This is a genomic window from Paenisporosarcina sp. OV554 (assembly GCF_003058165.1).
In the GTDB taxonomy this organism is placed as follows: domain Bacteria; phylum Bacillota; class Bacilli; order Bacillales_A; family Planococcaceae; genus Paenisporosarcina.
Map to the genome: position 1 here is coordinate 35,335 of NZ_QBUC01000006.1, position 17,555 is coordinate 52,889.

Sequence of the window (17,555 nt, forward strand, 5' to 3'; positions counted from 1 at the left end):
TACATTTCCCCCTTAAAAATGAACCACTTTTTCAATCCCTTCAACTACTCGCGCAGGTGTAGGAAGATAATGTTCTTCTAATGTAAAGAATGGAACAGGAACATCAAAGCCCGTTACTCTTTCAATAGGAGCACGTAAATAAAGGAAGGATGTATCATTTATAATCGACACAAGATCATTACCGAGCCCTCCGGAATTGTGAGCTTCATGAATAATAACCGCTCTTGTTGTCTTTTGTACGGATTGAGCAATTATGTCACGATCAATTGGATACAGTGTGCGAAGATCGATAATTTCACAACTAATTCCTTTTTTCTCTGCCTGTTCAGCTGCTTTTTCAGCGATGGAAACCATAGCACCCCATGCTATAAGTGTGACATCCGTACCTTCACGCACTATTTCCCCTTTGCCAATTTCAACAGTATATTTTCCAACAGGTACTTCTTCTCTCTTGGATCGATAGTTTTTCATCGTCTCTAATACAAGAACTGGATCTGGATCTTCCATTGCCGCAATTAGTAACCCTTTTGCATCATATGGGTTGGATGGACAGACCACTTTAATACCTGGCATATGTGTGAATAATATTTCTGTACTATCAGAATGAATTTCTGGTGCCCGAATTCCAGCACCGTATGGGGCTCTAATGACCATTGGTACAGTAAAATGAGACATTGACCGCATACGAAGTCGTGAAACATGTGTCATAATCTGTTCGTACGCTGGATAGATAAATCCAAGGAATTGAATCTCAGCAATCGGTCTAAAACCGTTTACTGCCAGTCCGATTGACGTTCCTATAATTCCAGCTTCTGAAAGTGGAGTATCCACTACCCGCTCAACACCAAACTTTTCTTGAAGTCCTTCTGTTGCACGGAATACACCGCCATTTTTACCGATATCTTCACCAAGGATGATCGTTCTATCATCCTCTTCTAGCATCAAGCGCATGCCATCATTAATCGCTTGAATCATCGTCATCTGTTTTGTTGTACCATTTTGTTGATCCGACTCTTTCAATTGGGTCATCATGTCACTGCCTTTCTAAATGTGCAAGATATGCTTCTTTCTGTTCAGCGAGTTGAGTAGGCATCTCAGCAAATACGTGATCAAAAACATCATTTACGTTCGGCGGAGGGAAATTCTCCATTTCTTCTACAGCCTGTTCGACTTCAATTGTAGTTTTTGCTTTTATATCCTGGACCCATTGGTCGTCCCAATAGCCATAGTTTTTCATAAACAATTCTATACGTGTAATAGGGTCAACAATATGTTCACCTTGTTCTTTAGGACGATATTTAGATGGATCGTCTGCAGTCGTATGGGCACCTGTTCGCCAGGTCACAGCTTCAATCAAAGTAGGTCCATCCCCGTTACGAGCATGATCAAAAGCTTTTTTTGTCTCAAAATAAACGGATAAACAGTCATTTCCATCAATTCGAACACCTGGCATTCCGTAGGCTACAGACTTTTGTGCAATTGTTGCAGAATTCATTTGTTTTTCAATCGGTACCGAAATCGCATAGCCATTATTCTGATTAAAAAAGACAACTGGAACTTGGAATACGCTTGCAAAATTCAAGCCTTCATGAAAATCGCCTTCCGAAGTCGCCCCATCGCCGAAATAGGCAATTGATGCATTTCTTGTTCCACGTAATTTTTCAGCCCATGCGGCACCAGCAGCATGAGGTAGCTGTGTTGCTATCGGGACCGCAGGAGGGAAAATATTTTTTCCCTCTGGCGGTACACAACCTTCGACTCTTCCGTTCCAATATAAAAATGTGCGAGCCATACTTTTTCCGAATGTTATGGTTGCACCATGATCACGATACGTTGGGAACACCCAGTCATCCGAATTGAGCGCTAATGCACTTCCTACCTGAGCAGCTTCCTGCCCTTCAAATGGTGCATACGTACCTAAACGCCCTTGTCGTTGCAAATTAATTGCTTTTCGGTCATACGTGCGAATTCGGATCATGTTGTAGTACAATTCTTTAACCAATTTTTCGTCAATCATGTCTTCAAAACTCGCATCTACTAAATTTCCTTGATCATCTATTATTCTCTTCATCGGATAGTTTTGTTCCACTAAAGTTGCCTCCAATCAGGATAAGTTGCGAATGGACCACTTTGGTTTCGCAGGTGCTGTATAAAAGCTATTTCGCTTAGATCTATCTGCAATTCTTTTTTCACACATCTGATTTGCTGATTCCTCAGTTGTTCTTCCGCTACTCTTAGCTTCCTGATAAACTTCCAAAATCGAATCGTATATATGTTTTGTTTTAGCAAGTACCCGCTCATGGTTAATACCATACAATTCATCTGCCACCTGAATTAGTCCTCCGGAGTTGACGATATAATCAGGAGCGTATAATATGCCTTTTTCTTGAAGCATTTTTCCGTGTGTATCATTTAATAGTTGGTTGTTAGCTGCTCCTACAATCGCTTTTACTTTGAACTGAGCAATCGTGTTTTCGTTAATAATTCCACCAAATGCACAAGGAACAAATATATCCGCTTCCTGTGAATAAATATCTTCTTTGGCAATCACCATCACTGAACCAGTGGTGGTTGCTGCTTTTTCTTCAATGGCCAACAAGTTATCTGGATTTATATCCGTGACGTAAATGTGAGCTCCTGCTTCAAGCAATCCACATGCCACTTTGAATCCTACCTTACCTAGTCCTTGTATCGCATATTTATGTCCGCCCAATTCATCATTTCCAAAGAGCATGCGATTGGTCGCTTTAATACCGTAGAGAACGCCGGCTGCTGTAGGGATGGATGAATCGCCACCGCCACCGTACGCTTCCGGAAGTCCGTTGATGAAATTTGTTTCTTTCATTGCGTGAATGAAATCATCCATTGACGTTCCCATATCGGTACCCGTATAAAAACGTCCTCCCAATGAATTCACAAATTGACCAAATGCACGGAATAATTCAGGAGACTTATCTGTTTTAGGATCTCCGATAATAACTGCTTTGCCCCCACCGAAATCTACATCGGCAGCGGCACATTTATAAGTCATTCCTTTAGATAGTCGAAGAACATCTTCTAATGCTTCATCCATACTGTTATACGGTTGCATACGACATCCGCCGAGAGCAGGACCCAGTGTTGTATTATGGATGGCAATAATTGCTCGTAAACCTGTTGATGGATCATTACAAAAGACAACTTGTTCATGTTCACTCATTTTGTCAAAAAGTTCGAATTCCTTAGTCATTGATGTTTCCTCTGCTACTTTCATATGAAAGGCCTCCTTAAAATCTATCGAACAAAAATTCCTTAATTACTTAGACCGAAGCTTCGATTAACTTTTGAGCAATTGTTTCTTTTGGCAATATTACTTGTCTCACTTCACCTGTTCCGATTATGCCTACATGATTTTTCGCCGTCACTTTTGTGATCACCACATTGTCACGAAGTTCAACTAAAATGGCAGTTAATGTAACAGTAGAACCGAGAGTAGATGCAGCCAAATGCTTCAACTGAACGGATGCCCCCATACCCTCTTCATGGTCTTCCAAAAAAGGAAGAATGATTTTCCGGGAAACCCATTCCATATGATATGTCATTGCTACTGTTGAATAGACAGGATGTACAACAACACCTTCAAAAGAAGCGAACATATCTTCCGTTACGATAATCTCTATCGTTTCTTCTCTTCCTACGACCAATCCTTGTTTCATCATCTATCCCCTACTTACGTTGTAAATTATGTAACTCAAATGAATAGCGGAATATTGAATTAAAAAACAGAGTCTAGTAAACCTCGATATTTTGTAAACGCTTACAAATAATAATTACCTTGCTTCGAGAATGCCCTTAAATTGCGTTAATTGAATCTCACCGAATACTATTAATATCGAAATGACCACTTAGGTTTCATTGAAGCTGAGTAAAAGCCATTTTGTTTTCCTCTGTTTTGAATTCTTTTCTCACACATCTGATTGGCTGATTCCATTGTCGAAATTCCGTTAATCTCTGACATCCTGTAAACTTCTAAAATCGCATCATAAATATGTTTTGTTTTAGCAAGAACACGCTCATGATTGATTCCGTACAATTCATCTGCCACCTGGATGAGACCACCTGAATTAATAATATAATCGGGAGCGTACAGAATTCCCTTTTGTTGAAGCTTTCTTCCGTGACGTTCATCTAAGAGCTGATTGTTAGCAGAGCCTGCGATTGCTTTTACATTGAACTGATCAATTGTAAGGTCATTAATAATACCGCCTAATGCACAAGGCACAAATATATCTGCTTGCTGCGAATAAATATCTTCCCTTGCTACAATTTTCACGGTTCCAGACGTTGTTGTTGCTTTTTTCTCTATTGCTCGCAGACTTTCTTGACTTATGTCTGTTACGAAGAGATGAGCACCTTCCTCAAGTAATCCGTATGCAACTTTAGAGCCAACTTTGCCTAAACCTTGTATAGCATATGTGACTCCGCCTAAATCGTCTTTACCAAAAAGTACTTGATTCGTTGCTTTGATACCGTAAAGAACACCAGCTGCTGTCGGTATTGAGGAATCTCCTCCACCTCCATATGCTGCGGGTAACCCTACAATGCAATTGGTCTCTTTAACAGAGTGTATGAAATCCTCCATCGTTGTTCCCATATCTGTACCGGTATAAAAACGGCCCCCCAATGAGTTTACGAATTGACCGAAAGCACGAAACAATTCAGGTGTTTTATCTGTGTTTGGATCTCCGATAATGACCGCTTTCCCACCACCAAAATCCACATCAGCAGCTGCACATTTGTAGCTCATTCCTTTTGATAATCGAAGGGCATCTTCCAATGCTTCTTCAACACTGTTATATGGCTGCATACGACAACCACCAAGTGCAGGTCCGAGTGTTGTATTATGAATTGCGATGATTGCACGAAGTCCTGTTGACGGGTCATTACAGAAAACAACTTGTTCATGTTCAGCCATTCTTTCAAAAAGATCAAATTCTCTAGACATCGGAATTCTTTCTGCTATTTCCATCATTTAATCCCCCTCAGGATCTACGACATTTTATTAACCAGTTTCTTTTGAGGTTTGAGATGAAGCTTCTTCAAGTTATTTTATGTCCGACTAATTTACATAAGTATATATTTAACGAACGCACTTATATTTAGTGTATGAGTTTCTGTTATCGTATAACACTATTTCAACGTAATATTATCAAACCGTAATATTATAGTCAATATAATAATTAGAAAAATCCATATTTTTAGAATTGAAAGTAATTTTAATGCGTATCATCTTTAATAAATCTTCTTTTAAGAACATAGACCTTTTCGGAATAATGGATATCGTCAATAAAGGGCAACCACTAAGTTCACTGAACTAAGTAGTTGCCCTTTTGAAAATATAGCGGTCTAATAAAAATTTTACTTTTTATTCGATTGTTTATGGATCATGAAATCCAACTCACTTTTAGAGTGGCTGATTTGATTACTTGCTTCTTCAATCATGCTTTCAATTAACTCTTTTACATAAGGAATATGGTCTATCAATCCTGCTATTTGCCCACTATTAATAAATCCATTCTTCATATCACCTTCGATTGCACCTATTACATGTTGCTTTTCAGTCGTCAATTCACTGTATTGTGCACGTGTCATTCCTTCTTTTTCACGTTCGTCTAGTTTCATTGAATATGGTGTCTTTAACATTCTTCTGATCATGCCTACACTACGCCCTACTATTAGAGTTTCCGTATCGCTAGCATTCACAAGACTTTGCTTATACACCTCGTGAAATGGGGCTTCCTTCGTGGCAATTAAACGAGTGCCGATTTGCACTCCACTTGCACCTAACATAAGTGCAGCTGCCAGCCCTTTGCCATCTCCAATACCTCCAGCTGCAATAACTGGGACTTTAACATTCTTCACAATTTGAGGAATTAATGTGAATGTCGTTAATTCAAGCGTCGAATTGATTCCTGCTGCTTCAAAGCCTTCTGCAACTAGAATATCCACTCCTGCAGCTTCTGCTTTTTGGGCATGTTTGACTGAGGCTACAAGAGCAATGACTGTCACACCATGCTCATGTAATTTCGCTATAAATGGGACTGGGTTTCCTGCCGACAGAGAAACAACCGGAACATTATGTTTGATGACAAGATCAATGAGCTCTTCTGTATAAGGAGAGACATTAATTGCGATGTTAATCGCGAATTTCTTATTTGTCTTGGCTTTCGTTTGAAGTATAATCTTTTCAACTTCACTTGGAGTCATCGTGCCGCATCCTATGGTTCCTAACCCACCTGCTTCTGAAACAGCCGCCGTCAACTGGGCATTACTAATATTCCCCATACCACCTTGAATAATAGGAAAGTCAATCTGGAGCATTTCGCAAACGTATTTCATTAATTATCCACCTCTACTCAATTATGTTATAGTAAATCCATTAGAAAGACAATTGCGTTAATTTAATAGGGGGTAAAAATGATGATAGTTACGTTTAAAGGAAAAACACCAGTACTAGATTCTACGGTTTTTGTTGCACCGGGGGCGAAGATAATCGGGGAAGTTATAGTAGGGGCAGAATCTACCATTTGGTTTAATACCGTATTGCGCGGAGATGAAGGAAGAATTTCAATTGGAGAAAAATGTAGCATCCAGGACAATTCGACGATTCATTTATATGAAGATGCCCCTGTTGTAGTTGAAGATGAAGTGACAGTTGGACATAATGTTATTTTACATGGCTGCAAAGTGGGCAGACGCTCAATTATTGGAATGGGTTCAACGATTCTTGACCATGCAGAGATTGGAGAAGAATGCATAATTGGAGCCAATACTTTAATTCCGCCTGGCAAGAAAATTCCTCCCCGTTCCTTAGTTGTCGGCTCACCAGGAAAAGTAGTTAGAGAATTGACTGACAAAGATTTTGAAATCATCCAATTATCTATTGATACCTATGTACAAAAAGGTTATGATTATCGAGAAATTTTCCAGAACAAAGAAAAAGAATAGAAAAAACTGGGTAGCTATTAAGCACCCAGTTTTTTTCATAGAAAATCATAACAACTCTTAATCAATAATTAAGGGATGATCACCAGCATCATATGATTTATCTTTCCATTGCATGTCATTATCATCTTGGAATACTTCTTCGAAAAATTGACTTGCCGATTGGGCAAGTAACTTGTAGTATTGCTCGAACAAAAGAGCCGCATGATTTCCGTTCCATATTTCCGGAAGTAATTCTCTAGGAAGTCCAGGGTCAGTAAATAGAAACTTCCGGTATACGTGAACAAGGTTTGTCCGCTCCACGAAACATTCTGCATCCGTCATTTGCCCTTTATTCATCATACTTTGATGGACAATAAATTGTTTGCTGTAGGTTGTGATGAATTCTTGATATTTTCCTTCGATTTCTTGAAGCGGCCAACTTTTTTCAACGAGTGAATTGTCAGCTTGTGGGCCTTTGTATGAAGATACGAAGAAATCTACGTAAGATTGAATTTCATACTTCTCAATAAGCAGATTCACTTCTTTTTCAAGATTATTCGGGGAAATCCAACAACCATTAGAAAAGCTCCCAAAACCACTCCATAAAAGTTCTTTACGGAGTTCGTCGCGAATCTGTCTTTTTTCTTCCGGAATCGTATACATAAGCATACGCCATTTCCCGTCCCAGTCGTTCGGCATCAATTTAAAAATTCGCACAGCGGCTTCTTCCATCCGTGTTTCTCCGCGCAGTGTTAAGAAATAATAACTTTTATTCCCCTTTTTCTCAGAATCAATCCAACCTTGCTTCATCATCCTGGAAACGGCTACGCGAACAGATTGTTCATTATGTCCAAATTCTTTTAATAAACGAATTAAGCTTCCAATCCAAATTTTGTTTCCGTAATGTCGGATATAGTCACCATATATTGTGAAAATCATGGATTGTGTATTTGCCACTAGTACTCACTCTTTCTTATTTGCTCTATATCGTATTTCACGATGCATTCTAACTATCATTATATCGTTAGATTACAAAAAGGAAACTTTAAATTCCAGTGAATACCGGACTCCTTTTTTCACTAAATGCGTTAAGCGCTTCTATTCGATCTGAGGTTGGAATCGTTAATTCATAAGCTTTCGATTCAATTGCAAGACCTGTCTGCAAATCTGTATTCATCCCTTGAGTAATCGCATATTTCGCTTGTTTAATCGCAACCTGGCCATTTTTCATGATATCGAAAGCAAGTTGTTCGCAACTTAATAGAAGCTCTTCTTTCTTAACTACCTTTAAAACGACCCCAAGTTCTACACCTTCTTCTGCGGTGAATTTTCTTGCCGTGAAAATTAATTCTTTAGCTTTCATTTCTCCTACCAGCCTTGGAAGACGTTGAGTACCTCCCGCTCCCGGAATGATAGCCCAGCTCGTTTCTGTTAGTCCCATCTTCACACCTTGTGCTGCAATTGAAAAATCGCAAGCAATCATCAATTCAAAGCCACCACCAAATGCATAGCCGTTTACAGCAGCAATTGTTGGTTGTGGGAGGCTAGCGATACTGTTAAATACGTCTCTAATCGCTTTGACATTTCTGCGCACTTCAGTTTCTTTCAATGTTTTGCGTTCTTTTAAATCCGCTCCAGCACTGAATGATTTTTCTCCTGCACCTGTGAAAATTACAACACTCACTTCAGGGTCAAGTGAAATCAAATCTGTCACAGTCTGAAGCTCATAGAGTGTTTCGTAATTGAAGCAGTTCATTGCTTCTTCTCGGTTAATTGTCACATAAGCGATATTGTTTTGTTTTCTATATAAAATCGTTGTCATTTGTAATCTCCTTCAAAAAAAAAATTCATTTCACTTTTTTTAGATAAACTTTATTAAAGTGTACACCTTCGAACTTGGAGATTCGTCCACTCGCTGTGGGTTTTTGTCCGTTCAACTGGGGTTCCATCCACTCATTATAGGTTTTCATCCATTCAATTTGGTTTTCCATCCACTCGTGTAACGTTACCAACCATTCGCTTGGAAACGGACACCATTCCTCCGGAGAAAGACACCAGATCGTATGTCCAGAGTCGGATTAGAGTGTCCGCTCCTCATTTCTGATGGCGAGCTATAATTAGCTTTTCTTATAAGAGAACCACCACGTGAGGGACAGCTTATTCAAATAATTATTCCGATATATTTTCAATAATTGCCGCGATTCCCTGTCCAACTCCGATACACATGGTAGCCAGACCGTATTTAACATTCTGTTTTTTCATTTCATATAAAAGGGTAGTCAAAATTCGTGCACCGCTAGCGCCAAGAGGATGCCCAAAAGCGATTGCTCCACCATTCACATTTACTTTTTTATCATCTAAACCTATTTGGCGAATGCATTCAATTGATTGTGATGCGAACGCTTCATTTAATTCAACAAGCCCAATATCTTCTGTATTTAACCTTGCTCGTTCTAGTGCTTTTCTAGTTGCGAAAATTGGACCAAGCCCCATTACATTAGGTTCTAGGCCAGCTGTTGCGCCAGTAACATATCTGGCAAGTGGTTTAAGATTAAGTTCTTTTGCTTTTTCAGCACTCATCAGAAGCAAAGCGGACGCACCGTCATTGACGCCTGAAGCATTGCCTGCGGTAACACTACCACCTTTAAATATCGGTTTAAGCTTAGTCAGTTTTTCAATCGTGGTATCTGGACGAGGATGCTCATCTTGATCCACGATGACTTTGTTGCCTTTCCTATCTAAATAAATAACTGGGACGATTTCTTCAGCAAAACGGTTTTCTTCAATAGCTTTTTTGGCACGTTTTTGGCTTTCAAAGGCAAATAAATCCTGGTCTTCACGCGTTATATTAAAACGCTGTGCTACGTTTTCTGCTGTCTGAGGCATTGAATCTGCTCCGTACATTTCTTTCAACTTATTATTAGTAAAACGCCAGCCAATTGTTGTATCAAGCATTTCCATATTTCCTCGAGGAAATGATTGATCTGGCTTAGCCATGACGAATGGTGCACGCGTCATACTTTCGGTTCCGCCCGCAATGTAAATATCGCCTTCTCCCACTGCGATTGCCCTAGCAGCATACATAACCGCATCGAGTCCCGAGCCACAAAGACGATTAATCGTTGTCCCCGCCACTTCAACAGGAAGCTCCGCCAACAAACCGGACATTCTCGCTACGTTACGGTTATCTTCTCCTGCTTGATTGGCATTTCCCAAAACAACTTCTTCAATTTCTCCTGTCTGCAGTGTAGGATTACGTTCAACAAGTGCCTTAATAACAACAGCTCCTAGATCGTCGGGGCGCACATCTTTTAACGCTCCATTATATCTTCCGATAGGTGTCCTTACAGCATCTACAATGACGACTTCTCTCATTTCTTTATCAACTCTTCTTCTATTGTATAGTCATAAACACCTTTACCACTTTTTCGTCCAAGACGTCCTGCTTTGACATATTGTTCAAGTATTGGTGCGGGGCGGTACTTTTCTCCAAGCTTTTCGTGTAAATAGTTCAAATTATTTAAGCGCGTGTCGAGTCCCACGAGGTCCACAAGTTCGAATGGACCCATTGGGTAATTTAAACCAAGTTTAATCGCTTTATCAATTTCTTCAGGTGTACCAAGACCTTCTTGCAGCATATAAAAGGCTTCGTTTCCAACAAGTGCGCTGATCCGACTTGTGATGAATCCTGGGAATTCTTTAATGACGACCGTTTCCTTGCCCATATTGGTAGCGACTTCTCTGATTGTTTCAGCTGTTTCATCGCTCGTTTCTAAGCCCCGTACAATTTCAACTAGAGGCATTTTATGTACAGGATTGAAAAAGTGCATCGCGATTGTTTTTTCTGGTCGCTTTGCAAAAGACGCAATCTCGGTCGGACTCATCGTCGATGTATTCGTTGCAAAGTAACAATGTGATGGTGAAAATTCTTCAATAGTTTCAAACACCTGTTTTTTAATGGCTATTTGTTCAGGCACAGCTTCAATAATTAAATCGGCTTTCGCAACGGCTTTAGACAAGTCGCTTTCGAAATTTAAGTTGCTGTGAGCCTGTTCAGCTTTTTCTGAAGAAATTTTCCCAAGTGAAAGCCCTTTTTTAATAATGTGATTAATTTCTTGTTTCGCATTTTGCAAGGCAGATTCATTTATGTCAACAACTGTAACTGCATAGCCGCCAACTGCTCCTACGTAGGCTATTCCTCTTCCCATCAAGCCTGATCCGACGACAACAATTTGCTTAATCATCGTTACACTCCTCCTTTTACGGTGAAAGAAAAGACAGGGATTGGAAACCCCTGTCCGTCATTTCACTCGCTTATTACTAGTAAGAAAGGTAAAAGTTCTATAAGTTACCCCTTCGATATGATGGAGCTATGTCTAGTTATAAGCATCATCTTGCACCTATGCTTCAGAGCCGGAATCGAGCTAGAGTAACACTTTTCGCTTTTCCTACAGTCCGAATGGATTTAGTGGTCGACTGCCGTAATATGATAAGATACTTTTCGTTTCTGAATAGAGATCTAGTGTTTCGATGCATAATTCGCGTCCAAATCCTGATTGCTTATAGCCACCGAATGGCGTTCCAGGGAATGCAGAAAATGGACAGTTAACCATAACGATTCCGGCTTGAATCTGATTCGCCACTCGTGTTGCACGGGCACCATCTTTTGACCAAACAGCAGAGCCTAATCCAAACTCTGTATCGTTAGCTAATCGGATAGCTTCTTTTTCATCTTTGAATTTCATCACAACAACTACAGGTCCGAAGATTTCTTCTTTTACTACGTTCATATCGTGAGTGACGTTGGCAATAATCGTCGGTTCAAACCAGAATCCATTTTCGTAGCCTTCAGGTTTTGTAACATTACCACCAGCAAGGATTTCTGCGCCTTCTTTTTTGGCTGATTGAACATATCCATCGATTGTATCAAGTTGACCTTGATCGATAATTGCACCCATATGTGTAGTTTTATCAAATGGATTCCCAAGCTGTAGTTTTTTTGTTTTTTCTACAAACTTGCTTATGAACTCTTCGTAAACATCTTCATGGACGTACAGGCGTGAACGCGCTTCACATGACTGGCCTGAGTTGTAGAAAATACCGAATAATGACCCATCAACGGCCGCATCAATATCCGCATCGTCAAATACGATACTCGGTGATTTACCGCCAAGCTCAAGTGTAACGCGTTTTAATGTTTGAGATGCTTTGCCCATAATGTCTTTTCCTATTGGTGTTGAACCTGTAAATGCTACTTTATTTACTTGTGGATGCTCAACTAAAAAGTTCCCAACTTCAGTTCCTGAACCTGGAATAACGTTCACTATACCTGCAGGAACTCCTGCTTCTAGGCAAATTTCCCCTAAGATAATGGCAGTTAAAGGAGTAAGAGATGCTGGTTTAACGATGACAGCACAGCCGACAGCTATAGCAGGTGCTATTTTCCAAGCAGCCATCATTAATGGATAGTTCCACGGAATGATCTGCGCACATACACCGACTGGTTCTTTTTCTGTATAATTATGGAATTGTCCTGGAACATTATTTACCGTCCCGCGATGACCTACAATAGCGCCAGCATAAAACTCGAAATCTTCTATTGCTTGAGTGACTTGACCTTGAGCAGCATGAAGAGATTTACCTGTATCTAAAATTTCTAACTCAACAAGTTCGTTAAAACGACTACGCATAATAGCCGCAATTTTGTTTAAAACTTGTGAACGTTTACCGATAGGGAATAATTTCCACTTTCCGTTATCAAATGCATTACGAGCAGCAGCTATTGCAATTTCCGCATCTTCTTTTGATGCCTTTGCCACTTCTGCAATTAGTTCTCCTGTAGCAGGGTTAAACGTTTTAATTGTTTCGCCAGTACTACTTTTCACCTTTTCTCCATTAATAATTAAATGATAAAAATCACGTTTCATCGATTCTTGCCCTACTTCATTTTCACGAATTGTTGTCATAAGATTTTCTCCCCCTATTGTCCTGTATAAACAGGTTTTCTCTTTTCCATGAATGCATTGAGACCTTCACGGTGATCATTTGTTAGACCTGCAATTCTTTGTCCTTGAGCTTCTTGTTCAAGATAGTCTTCAAAAGTAAGGTTGCTTGTTGAATTGATTGAGCGTTTAATTAAGCCAATTGCTTTTGTTGGTAGCGCGGCAATTCGAGATGCAAATGCAGTCACACCTTCTGTCCATGTTTCTTCAGAAATTAGTTGATTTGCCAGGCCCAGATCAACAGCAACAGCTGCTGGCACTTTTTCTCCTAAAATCGAAAGTTCCAAAGCTTTTGAATGTCCAACGAGTTGGGTTAGATAATAGAGATTTCCTGAATCAGGAATGAGTCCAACATGTATAAAAGCATTCAAAAAACTACCACGTTCTGAAACAACTCTGAAGTCACAAGCAAGAGCAAGACTGAATCCTGCTCCTGCAGCTACACCATTTACCGCTGCAATAATTGGCTTTTCACATTGCCTAATTTGTTTAATCATGGGACCGTAGTGGTCTCTTAACACTTGACCATGATCCATATGTTCATCAACTTCAGATAAATCCTGGCCGGAACAAAATGCTCTACCTTCTCCAGTGATAACAATACAACGAACTTGATCGTCAGAAGAAGCTGCTTTTATCGCTTCTTTCACTTCACGATTCATTTGTGCGATAAAAGCATTTAATTTGTCAGGTCTGTTTAAATAGAGCCATGCAATGTTGTCTTTAACGTCGTATCTAATCGTCTCAAACATAGAACACTCTCCTTATTTGCCTTTATAATCCGGTTTTCTTTTTTCAATAAATGCGTTCATGCCCTCTTTTTGATCTTGTGTTGCAAATAACAAATAGAAGTTTTTCCGTTCATATTGCATGCCTTCATATAAAGAAGAATCTACTGCCTTATTTACTGAATCTTTTATGAGCCGCATTGATAGTGGTGGTTGTTTAGCTAATCTGCCTGCAAACTTCAGAGTTTCTTCCACTAATAGTTCTGGAGCGACAATTTTATTAATGATTCCATGTTCGAGAGCTACTTCAGTTGAAATACGCTCGCCAGTCCATAGCCATTCTAATGCTTTCGTACGACCAACAAGTTTCGTCAGACGCTGTGTCCCACCTGCACCTGGCATGACCCCAAGACCTACCTCGGGAAATGAAAATTCCGTATTACTTGCCGATATTAGCAAGTCACAGCAAAGGGCAAGTTCGAATCCACCACCGAAAACAAACCCATGAACTGCACCAATGATTGGCTTTTTAATAAGTGCTAAACGATCCCATTCTGCAAATTGATTCAGTAATTCAAGGCTGATTGGATTAGCTTCAGTCATTTCGTCGATGTCTGCACCAGCTGAAAAGGCTCGACCTTTTCCTATCAAGACAATGACACGGACATTTTCGTCACGATCAAAAGCTTCCATTGCCACAACTATTTCGCTTATCATTTTCGTATTCAAAGAATTTAATTGACGGGGGCGATTAAGTTCTATTACCGCAGTACTTCCCATTAAAGTAGTTTCAATGAAATCAAAACTATTCATTATGCATCTTCACCAATCATAAGTGTGACTAAGTTACCCGCAAATCCCATTAGGTCCTTGCCAGAAGCTTTCCCTTCAGGTGAACGAACGCCTTGTTGCAATGATTCCAAATCATCGTATACCATCTCACACATCAGGTAGTATTTTCCTTCTCCACCCATTGGTGATCCAGTCATTTTTGTTACTTTCATTTCTCTAAGTCCAGGAATTTTCGCTGTAAGCGGTCCGTGAACGTTGAAGTAATGATTATCAAATTCCTCTTTGTTTTCAGGATGTTTGTACAACGCGATTAATTTAGCCATTTAATATTCTCCTCATTTCACATTAGGGTAGAAACAGGTTTCATTGCTTCAAATACATTTTTACAAGACTTACAATACAAAATGCTTCTGCATGCAGTCGGTCCAAAAATATTATCCATTGTTACATATGTAGATCCACAATATGCGCAATCTACATGCCATGAGCCATCTTCTTCAAAATGGCGTGGTGGTGGAGCAATTCCAAATGCTCGTAAACCGACATGTCCTTTTTCGGTAATCCGATCAGACGTCCAAGGTGGATGAAAAACGAATTCGACTAAAACTTCGCCCACTCCTGGCAGTTCATTCACAGCATTCATCGTATTTTTCTTGATGATTTCGAGTGCTGGACAGCCAAGAAAAGTCGGCAAGAGAACTACTTTTACGTTATTTCCTTCAGTAGTAACTTTCTCAACCATGCCAAGGTCAATAATGCTGACAGAGTCAATCTCTGGATCTTTTACTTGAATAAGTACTTCATATACTTGCTCGGTAGAAACTTTTCCAAATGTAGTCATTACCGTGCCCCTTTCCATCAACTGATTACCAGATAGCGACTGGATCGAGCAAGTAAACTTCGGAAAGTGTGGTAAGTGCTTCATCCAAGTCTTTCGTGTGTTCACCCATTCTTCCATTTTTCTCAGGTGAGTCAGGGATCTTCGGTAATTCCAATTGAAGAGTAGTAAAAACTGGCTCTATACTTGCTGTCCAGTTTGCCTTCATTTCTTCCTCAGTACCTATGAGTTTAGTCATCTCAATCGCTAGTTTTTGATTGCCATATGAGAAGACATCACCAAAGTCATTCATCACGAGCTTAAGTGCAGCATTCATCTTATTTTTCGCGATATCTGTTGAGCTCATTAGCTGCTTAAACCATATTTCCCAATGCAGTCTGTGATAATAAAGTTCGATTCTCACTTTTACAGCTGCTTCAGCGAGTGGCTTATATGAACTTCCACACAATGAATCAATCTTTACTTTTTTCGCCTGTGTATATAGATAACTTCTAACCACTGCATATGCCCAGTCATAATGAGGCGTTTCCATATAATAACCTTCGCCATTCACCCGCTCGGTCAATATACAGTTTCTTCTGTCGATTGCCTTGCGGGAGTGAGCAAGATCATTAGCATTTCCCGCTCCCAAATCTTCAAGAAGTGTGTAAAACATTGCCGCATGGCCCATGCTGTCTTGACTAATTGATGATGAAGCGATATCCGCTTCGATATGGGGAGCGAGTCCTAGCCATTCTGATCCACGGTAGGCATACATAAAGTCATCATCTGCCAACTGGAATAACAAGCTCGTGATAGCTTCTCTATTTTCTAAGGTCAAATCATTTTGACTGACGCTCATTTTTTTCTCCTCCCCATGACAGAATTTCTTTTTCATCTAGCACTTCTTGTTCATACATACGCCACTTTTTCTTTAAATAGCCATACCCCTTGGTCGTGCGATAATCTTTGTTTTCAAGACGTCCGAGTGTCATTTTCTCTTCGTTACTCATTTTTCTAAGATGTTTTCTATTTACAATCCAAATGTCAGCAACCGGCTCACGGCGCATAAAGTTTTCCTGTGCCATAATAAATGCCATTTCTTCATTTGGAGCCAGTAAGCTGAATTGGTGCTGCAAGACTGAACTCGTGGTCCGTTTGCTAAAGACTTCATATTCTTGGTAAAATGTTTTCTCTTCCCCCATGTTATCTGACTCCTTTCTTTATCTGACTGAATGACTAAGTGCGTCCCTCACCCATGAATTATATTCATAAGATTGTCGGCGTAAGTTCAGACGTGCTTCTGAACGAGGTCCCTGATTTTTAATGATTTTCTTAAATTCATTCCAATCTGGTTGTTTATATGACCACATTTGATTTTCTTTATCGAAGTGCATTGTTGGATCTGGAATGGTCAAACCAAGTGATAAAATTCGCGGAATGTATTTGTCAAAAAAGAGCTGTCTAAATTCTTCATTTGTTTTCGTTCGGATTTTATATCTTATTGTTAAATCTTGTTTGGAAGAGCCCGTTGTTTCCTTGCTCGCTGGGCCAAAGAACATCAGGAGAGCTTCCCACCAACGATTTAATGACTCCTGGATCATAGCTTTTTGTTGATCTGTTCCTTCTGTTAACGCCATGATAATGGATTCTCCATGCTGAGCATGAAATACTTCTTCTGCACAAATTCGTTGAAGTGCTCTTGCGTATGGTCCGTATGAAGCTTTTAGCATATTTGTCTGTGTAATGATTGCAGCTCCATCAACAAGCCAGCCGATAATTCCAGCATCTGCCCAAGATTTTGTTTCCATGTGAAAGACATTGTGGAACTTTAAATCTCCATTAAATAAATCCTGCATTAAATCCCCACGGTTTTTGCCATATGGTTCTAGTAAATCTTCGGTTACTCGAAGTAGAAGTTGGCCATGCCCCATTTCGTCCTGCACTTTTGCCATAATGCCAAGCTTTCTATATAGAGATGGAGCTTTTGGTACCCATTCTTTCTCAGGTAATGCCCCCATTATTTCACTCATCCCATGCATTGAAATCAATTTAATCAAGGTCTGCCTATAATCTTCAGGCATCCAATCATCTGCTTCGATTTTTTCTCCAGCTTCAATACGTTGCATAAAGTTTGCTAACTGATTTTCATCAGAGATTGTGTTTGAACCCGTCATTCCATATCCCCCTTTATTTAAGGTATGCTTCCTCATCTTTTCATATAACGATTTCATAACGTTAATATATATC

19 protein-coding genes are annotated in these 17,555 nt (G+C 39.8%); 1 reads left to right on the forward strand and 18 read right to left on the reverse strand.

Features of this window, described 5'->3' with window-relative positions; genetic code table 11:
- Positions 1-12 precede the first annotated feature (12 nt).
- The 6 genes from C8K15_RS07065 to C8K15_RS07090 all read right to left on the reverse strand — a co-directional run bounded on the left by C8K15_RS07065 (position 13) and on the right by C8K15_RS07090 (position 6,378).
- Positions 13-1,032, reverse strand: a complete 1,020-nt coding sequence (locus C8K15_RS07065) for an alpha-ketoacid dehydrogenase subunit beta (protein ID WP_108585723.1) — start codon at positions 1,030-1,032, stop codon at positions 13-15.
- Between the two features lies 1 nt (position 1,033).
- A complete protein-coding gene (gene pdhA, locus C8K15_RS07070) occupies positions 1,034-2,089 on the reverse strand; it encodes a pyruvate dehydrogenase (acetyl-transferring) E1 component subunit alpha (protein WP_108585724.1) in 1,056 nt (351 codons plus the stop codon).
- A gap of 15 nt (positions 2,090-2,104) precedes the next feature.
- A complete protein-coding gene (locus C8K15_RS07075) occupies positions 2,105-3,253 on the reverse strand; it encodes a Leu/Phe/Val dehydrogenase (RefSeq protein ID WP_108585725.1) in 1,149 nt (382 codons plus the stop codon).
- A 46-nt stretch (positions 3,254-3,299) separates the two neighbouring features.
- Positions 3,300-3,695, reverse strand: a complete 396-nt coding sequence (locus C8K15_RS07080; protein ID WP_108585726.1) for a thioesterase family protein — start codon at positions 3,693-3,695, stop codon at positions 3,300-3,302.
- 170 nt (positions 3,696-3,865) lie between these two features.
- Complete coding sequence (locus C8K15_RS07085) at positions 3,866-5,008, reverse strand: Leu/Phe/Val dehydrogenase (protein ID WP_108585727.1); 1,143 nt, start codon at positions 5,006-5,008, stop codon at positions 3,866-3,868.
- Positions 5,009-5,397: 389 nt separating this feature from the next.
- A complete protein-coding gene (locus C8K15_RS07090; protein ID WP_108585728.1) occupies positions 5,398-6,378 on the reverse strand; it encodes an NAD(P)H-dependent flavin oxidoreductase in 981 nt (326 codons plus the stop codon).
- Between the two features lie 81 nt (positions 6,379-6,459).
- Here C8K15_RS07090 and C8K15_RS07095 point away from each other — a divergent pair, with 81 nt between their 5' ends.
- Complete coding sequence (locus C8K15_RS07095; protein WP_108585729.1) at positions 6,460-6,987, forward strand: gamma carbonic anhydrase family protein; 528 nt, start codon at positions 6,460-6,462, stop codon at positions 6,985-6,987.
- 57 nt (positions 6,988-7,044) lie between these two features.
- On the opposite strand, the gene paaX is transcribed toward C8K15_RS07095, so the two are convergent.
- The 12 genes from paaX to paaA all read right to left on the reverse strand — a co-directional run bounded on the left by paaX (position 7,045) and on the right by paaA (position 17,482).
- Positions 7,045-7,905 carry a phenylacetic acid degradation operon negative regulatory protein PaaX gene (gene paaX / locus C8K15_RS07100; protein ID WP_108585874.1) on the reverse strand — a complete coding sequence of 287 codons (861 nt, stop codon included), beginning with the start codon at positions 7,903-7,905 and terminating at the stop codon, positions 7,045-7,047.
- 106 nt (positions 7,906-8,011) lie between these two features.
- The gene (locus C8K15_RS07105; protein ID WP_108585730.1) at positions 8,012-8,788 is read right to left on the reverse strand and encodes an enoyl-CoA hydratase-related protein; all 777 of its coding nucleotides are present in this window, start codon (positions 8,786-8,788) and stop codon (positions 8,012-8,014) included.
- Between the two features lie 347 nt (positions 8,789-9,135).
- Complete coding sequence (locus C8K15_RS07110; RefSeq protein WP_108585731.1) at positions 9,136-10,341, reverse strand: acetyl-CoA C-acyltransferase; 1,206 nt, start codon at positions 10,339-10,341, stop codon at positions 9,136-9,138.
- Complete coding sequence (locus C8K15_RS07115) at positions 10,338-11,210, reverse strand: 3-hydroxyacyl-CoA dehydrogenase (RefSeq protein ID WP_108585732.1); 873 nt, start codon at positions 11,208-11,210, stop codon at positions 10,338-10,340. Before C8K15_RS07115 ends, C8K15_RS07110 begins: the two co-directional genes overlap by 4 nt.
- A gap of 204 nt (positions 11,211-11,414) precedes the next feature.
- Entirely contained in the window at positions 11,415-12,932 is a 1,518-nt protein-coding gene (locus C8K15_RS07120) for an aldehyde dehydrogenase family protein (RefSeq protein ID WP_108585733.1), read from the reverse strand.
- 14 nt (positions 12,933-12,946) lie between these two features.
- Complete coding sequence (locus tag C8K15_RS07125) at positions 12,947-13,720, reverse strand: enoyl-CoA hydratase-related protein (RefSeq protein WP_108585734.1); 774 nt, start codon at positions 13,718-13,720, stop codon at positions 12,947-12,949.
- A gap of 12 nt (positions 13,721-13,732) precedes the next feature.
- The gene (locus C8K15_RS07130) at positions 13,733-14,509 is read right to left on the reverse strand and encodes an enoyl-CoA hydratase/isomerase family protein (protein WP_108585735.1); all 777 of its coding nucleotides are present in this window, start codon (positions 14,507-14,509) and stop codon (positions 13,733-13,735) included.
- Entirely contained in the window at positions 14,509-14,811 is a 303-nt protein-coding gene (locus C8K15_RS07135) for an EthD family reductase (RefSeq protein ID WP_108585736.1), read from the reverse strand. The genes C8K15_RS07130 and C8K15_RS07135 overlap by 1 nt, the downstream gene beginning before the upstream one ends.
- 17 nt (positions 14,812-14,828) lie before the next feature.
- A complete protein-coding gene (gene paaD / locus C8K15_RS07140; protein ID WP_108585737.1) occupies positions 14,829-15,329 on the reverse strand; it encodes a 1,2-phenylacetyl-CoA epoxidase subunit PaaD in 501 nt (166 codons plus the stop codon).
- A 25-nt stretch (positions 15,330-15,354) separates the two neighbouring features.
- Positions 15,355-16,167 carry a 1,2-phenylacetyl-CoA epoxidase subunit PaaC gene (gene paaC, locus C8K15_RS07145; protein ID WP_108585738.1) on the reverse strand — a complete coding sequence of 271 codons (813 nt, stop codon included), beginning with the start codon at positions 16,165-16,167 and terminating at the stop codon, positions 15,355-15,357.
- Positions 16,148-16,510 carry a 1,2-phenylacetyl-CoA epoxidase subunit PaaB gene (gene paaB, locus C8K15_RS07150; protein ID WP_108585739.1) on the reverse strand — a complete coding sequence of 121 codons (363 nt, stop codon included), beginning with the start codon at positions 16,508-16,510 and terminating at the stop codon, positions 16,148-16,150. Before paaB ends, paaC begins: the two co-directional genes overlap by 20 nt.
- A gap of 18 nt (positions 16,511-16,528) precedes the next feature.
- Positions 16,529-17,482 (reverse strand): 1,2-phenylacetyl-CoA epoxidase subunit PaaA, encoded by a 954-nt coding sequence (gene paaA / locus C8K15_RS07155; protein ID WP_108585740.1) that lies wholly within the window; start codon positions 17,480-17,482, stop codon positions 16,529-16,531.
- Positions 17,483-17,555 lie beyond the last annotated feature (73 nt).